The organism is Bacteroides rodentium JCM 16496 (assembly GCF_000614125.1).
Lineage (GTDB): Bacteria > Bacteroidota > Bacteroidia > Bacteroidales > Bacteroidaceae > Bacteroides > Bacteroides rodentium.
This window is the reverse complement of the sequence record NZ_BAKJ01000106.1, coordinates 1-4,855: the sequence shown is the minus strand read 5'-3', so window position 1 is coordinate 4,855 and position 4,855 is coordinate 1. Positions and strand designations below refer to the sequence as shown.

Sequence of the window (4,855 nt, the reverse complement as noted above, 5' to 3'; positions counted from 1 at the left end):
GCGGGGCTACAGAGGGGGCGGTAAAGGGAATTTATACCTTATTATTATAGATACTCCCTAAGAGTAAATCACTTTATTCAAGTGTCGCAGAAATAGCAACGATGGTAATTACTCAGAATAAGAGAAACAACAATTTATATTATTAACAACTAATTTTTATGATTATGAACATGGAAAAAGAAATGAAGTATGAAGTTCCGGCTGTGGAAGTTTTGGAAGTGGAAATCGAACAGGGATTCGCTGGGAGCGATTTTACTGGAACTCCCGATGGAGACGGGCCTACGATTGTGGACTAATCTCGAAATTTGTCAATTAACAACATTATTATTAATTAATTAATATTTATGAAGACTAAACATTTGTTATTCGCGGCAGCTCTGCCTTTGGCTTTCGCTGCTTGCCAAAACGAGGAGTTTGAATCTGCCAACTCTCCGGAGTTGAGCAACGACCAACGTCCTCTTGTTGAAGTAAAACTGGACTTCCAGAAAGGAGATGCCAATACCCGTGTGAGCTATGATGGGGAAAACTACGGCTGGCAGGCTACCGACAAAATCGGAGCTTTCCTGATGGATGAAATCAAATCGAGCAATAGACCTTTTGGCGCTACAGCCGCTGATTGGGCGAAAGAAACGTGGCTGGAACATTACAAATTGGTAAATTACATCCATACCGACTACCCGTTCTCATGGAATGGAACAAACAAAGCATGGGAAGCTCCCTCAAAATTGCAGGAAGGTAACTATTTCTTTGCAGCACCGTATGAAACCTACGAAGGACAACGCCAGCTGATCCACGAGCTTGACAATCAAACTCAAACCGGTGGTACAGAGGCGAATATGAATGCCGCAATTGCCAAGAACCAATATTTCATCGGTTATGCACAGGTGAAAGCCGGTAGCGGAAACAAGGAAGCACTGAAGAGCGTAGTGATGACTCCGACTTTGGCTCCTATCAAAGTAACGCTGAAGAACATTGGTTCTCTAGCCAAAGATGTAGAAAAGATCATTGTTTACGGTGACCAGGTGGCAACTGCCCTCACTGTGAATCCAATAGACGCTGCTTATGGCGGTACCGATGCCGACAACGGTTCCATAAAGGCCGGTCAGGCTTACAACCTCAATTCTGCTGGTGGTGAGGGCAACTCTAACGAATTCAACTACGCAAATTTGATTGATGCAACAGAAGACCTGGCAGTCAGCAGCGATGCTACTAGTTTTGTATACAATATTGCTTCCGGAGCTGAAGACTACAAGAAGGGAGATGCCTTGCGCCAGATTGTAAAGCCGAGCTATTCTACGGCAACAGCTAGCCAGGCACCCGAGATTGAGAAGCAGGCCATCCTGTCTTTCGAATCTCCGGTCAAGGTAGAAAGCAAGGGAGAGATTCACTTTGCAGTAATGGTAAATACAATTCCGACAGTAACAGCCAATAAACTGTTCATGGATATTATCACTACTCAAGGCAGATTACAAAAATCGACTTAACGGTGAAGAAAGAAGCTGAGACTACCCAACCTGGTGCAGGTCTTGATCCTAACACCGTATTGACTAATATTGCGATTAAGTCTTTGAAGCCGAGCGTGAAGAATGAATTGATTATCCAGTTCGATAACAACTCAGTAGTCAAGGCACAAGCAATCAGCGTAGATGACGAAGCCAAACTGATGGCATTCATTAATTGGAATGCAGAAAACCAACGTGTCAACACCGCTACTTTGCTGAAAGATGTACATTTCACAAAAGCCATGTACGATGCCTTGAAAGCTACCGGTTATAAGGGTTCTTTGGCCATCAAGGCTCAGGATGAAGCCAAACTGGTGGTGGACAATGATGTTCCGACAGATGTATTGAACCTGCTGGAGAAGACAACCGATGCCAATATCGTGCTGGATGGCGAACGCGAATTGACAAAAGCCATTGCCGAGAAACTGAACACTGACGGGTCTACAAAACTAACAATCGAAAACCAGGGTGTGATGACCGTGAAGGAGGAAGTGGCAGCTTATGCCAAACTGATGAATTACGGTACTATCAAGGTGGCTGAAACCGGCAAACTGCAAGGACAAGCTTCCGGAGACAAGATCTATAACTATGGTATAATCGAGAATAAGGGTGAAATCTCCAATGTAAACAACACCGTAGAAGATGACTTCAAGGGATTGATCAAGACTTCTGGCAAACGTAACCATATCCAGCAGAATGCGGCAGATGCTACCATTCAGTTGACAAATATTGGTGACCCAGTACAAATGGTAAACTCAAACGCAGGTACTATTTACTTTGAAACAGCCGCAGGCGTGAAGGCAAGCGAACTGAAAGAAGTGAAAGGAAAACGCAGTGTAGGTGTAACCAAGCTGAACGTAACCGGTGGAACCATTGACTTTGACAATATGGACAACGCTACTGTAGAGGAATTGCTCATCAACGGAACAGTCAGCGTAGAAGGATGGAATGGAGCTACACCTCGCGTAAGCACTTACCATGCGTTCACTGCAGTGAAAAAAGCTGAAATCAGCGGTAACGTTACTTTCGACAATGCCGGTATCGAAGGCTCTTCCAAGGTATTGGTAAACAAAGATGCAAGTCTGACATTCGAAGAAGCAGCCAAGTTCAACGAGGTTACTTTCGTGAAAGGTGCTACGGTACGCGTAAATGAAAGTGGCAAGGTTGAAGTAGACAAGGTTACTTGGAATAATAACAACATCAGTAACTTCGGTGAGTTCCTTTGGATTGCAGAAAATAATGGTACGGTCAATGTTATTGAAGGTAAAGATATTGTACAGAAGTCTACAACTCCTGAGACAAAGACTTATAAGCTCAACGTAATAGTTGATGGTAGTGGTAGTGCAACTACTGAAGCTCCTACAAGCGACGGAAATTTCACAGTTGCTAACTTGGAAGACTTGGCTGCATTTATGACAAATAAATCCGGAGGCCAGCTGACATGGCCTGCAAATACAACGTATGAAATTGCAGACATCACAATTTTTTCAGCAATAACCTTGAGTGCAGAACCAAAAGTGGAAAATTATGGCAACAACCACTACTCTTACCTCAAGACTTATGCTGCCGGTAAGGAAGTGAAACTGGGTGCCGACTTGACCAGTCTTACAGCAGACATGGGATTGAGCTTCGGTAAACTGACAGTTACTGCCGCTGCAACGGTTTCCGGTGACAAAACCCAACCAATGTGACTATCTTGTCAGTCAACAACCTTGATTATACAAATGGTGCGTTGACCGTAACAAATGGTTATATCCAGATTCCCGGCGAAGCACAAATTGGTGACGGTTCTACATTCATAAAAGGCACATCAACTAATTTAGTTGTCACAGATGGTAAGGTTGTAACCACCAACAAGGATAAGACTGGTGGTGCGAACGCTCTGGTTCAGTGGAATGCAACTGATTCTAAGTGGGAAAAACTCAATTAAGCATGAGATAATCCTCAACTGATTCATATAATTTAATTCCTGTCTGTACAGCCCCGCACTGTAACAGACAGGAATTTTATTTTGTGATACCCGTCCCCTCCTTCTCCCGGTATTATGTAATTTTAGCGCCCCTCTTTCCTCATTCTGTCCGATAAATCGTATCTTTGCCGTAGTATCAACCCGTTAAAGCCTCCAAGAACCATGAAATATCCCATCGGAATACAAAGTTTCAATCAAATCCGCGAAGACGGATATGTCTATGTTGACAAGACCGCCCTGGTCTACGACCTGGTGAAGAACGGAAAGGTTTACTTCCTCAGCCGCCCCCGGCGCTTCGGCAAGAGCCTGCTGGTGAGCACGCTGGAGTGCTACTTCCGTGGACAGAAGGAACTGTTCGACGGCCTTGCCATTGCCGGGTTGGAGAAGGAGTGGAACGAATATCCCGTCTTCCACATCGACTTCAACGGAGGGGACTATACGCAGCCCGACGTGCTGGAAAGGAAAATAGAAGGCTACCTCTCCACTTGGGAAGACGAGTACGGCAAGAATCCCAACTATTACAATGTCGATGACAGATTTAGTGAGCTGATTCGCCGTGCCAGCGAGCGTGCCGGCCGTCGTGCCGTGGTGCTGGTGGACGAGTACGACAAGCCCATCCTCGACGTGCTCGACACCGGTTACTACACCCGCACTTCCGAGGGCGAAAAGCTTCTTCTGGAGAACCGCCACCGTGACATCCTGAAGTCTTTCTACTCCACCTTCAAGTCCGCCGACCGCCACCTGCAGTTCGTGCTGCTGACGGGCGTCACCAAGTTCTCGCAGGTCAGCGTGTTCAGCGGCTTCAACCAACCCAAGGACATCAGCATGGACAACCGCTACGAGGCTCTCTGCGGCATCACCGGGCAGGAGATGCGCGAGTACTTTTCCGAACCCGTCACCGCCCTTGCCCGGAAGGACGGATGTAGCCCCGACGAGATGTGGGACCTCCTGCAACGGCAATACGACGGCTACCACTTCGGCACGGCCATGACCGACGTCTACAACCCCTTCAGCATCCTCAACGCCCTCGACATGCAGGAGCTGCGCGACTACTGGTTCGCCACCGGTACGCCCACCTACCTCATCCGCCTGCTTGCCCGCAGCAACGAGCACATCAACGAGCTGGCCGGGCGCTTCTACGACCCTGCCATGTTTGTGGACTACAAGGCCGACGTGGAGCGCCCCCTGCCCATGATTTACCAGAGCGGGTACCTCACCATCAAGGAGTACAACCGCCGTACGGGCAGCTTCCTGCTGGACTTCCCCAACAACGAGGTGCGCAAGGGCTTCCTCTCCCTGCTGGCCGCCAACTACCTGAAGCCTGCCTCGCGCGAGGTGGGCAGCTGGATACTGGATGCCGTCCTGATGCTGGACGAAGGGCATA

General features: G+C 47.6%; 5 protein-coding genes. All 5 read left to right on the top strand.

Translation table 11 applies throughout. From position 1 onward, the window contains the following. Positions 1-158: 158 nt before the first annotated feature. Positions 159-296, top strand: a complete 138-nt coding sequence (locus JCM16496_RS23005; protein ID WP_167332310.1) for a hypothetical protein — start codon at positions 159-161, stop codon at positions 294-296. A gap of 48 nt (positions 297-344) precedes the next feature. Then, positions 345-1,484, top strand: coding sequence for a hypothetical protein (locus tag JCM16496_RS20655; RefSeq protein ID WP_128809783.1), 1,140 nt, complete (start codon positions 345-347; stop codon positions 1,482-1,484). 2 nt (positions 1,485-1,486) lie between these two features. Continuing rightward, positions 1,487-3,193, top strand: coding sequence for a hypothetical protein (locus tag JCM16496_RS20650; RefSeq protein WP_025836385.1), 1,707 nt, complete (start codon positions 1,487-1,489; stop codon positions 3,191-3,193). Continuing rightward, positions 3,190-3,432, top strand: coding sequence for a hypothetical protein (locus JCM16496_RS20645; protein ID WP_025836384.1), 243 nt, complete (start codon positions 3,190-3,192; stop codon positions 3,430-3,432). Before JCM16496_RS20650 ends, JCM16496_RS20645 begins: the two co-directional genes overlap by 4 nt. 201 nt (positions 3,433-3,633) lie before the next feature. Continuing rightward, on the top strand, positions 3,634-4,855 hold a 1,222-nt coding region (locus JCM16496_RS20640), incomplete at its 3' end, for an ATP-binding protein (RefSeq protein WP_025836383.1).

Excerpts from the sequence above, each read along its gene's own strand:
- JCM16496_RS23005 (WP_167332310.1), top strand. The coding sequence starts at position 159 with ATGATTATGAACATGGAAAAAGAAATGAAGTATGAAGTTCCGGCTGTG.
- JCM16496_RS20655 (WP_128809783.1), top strand. The coding sequence starts at position 345 with ATGAAGACTAAACATTTGTTATTCGCGGCAGCTCTGCCTTTGGCTTTC.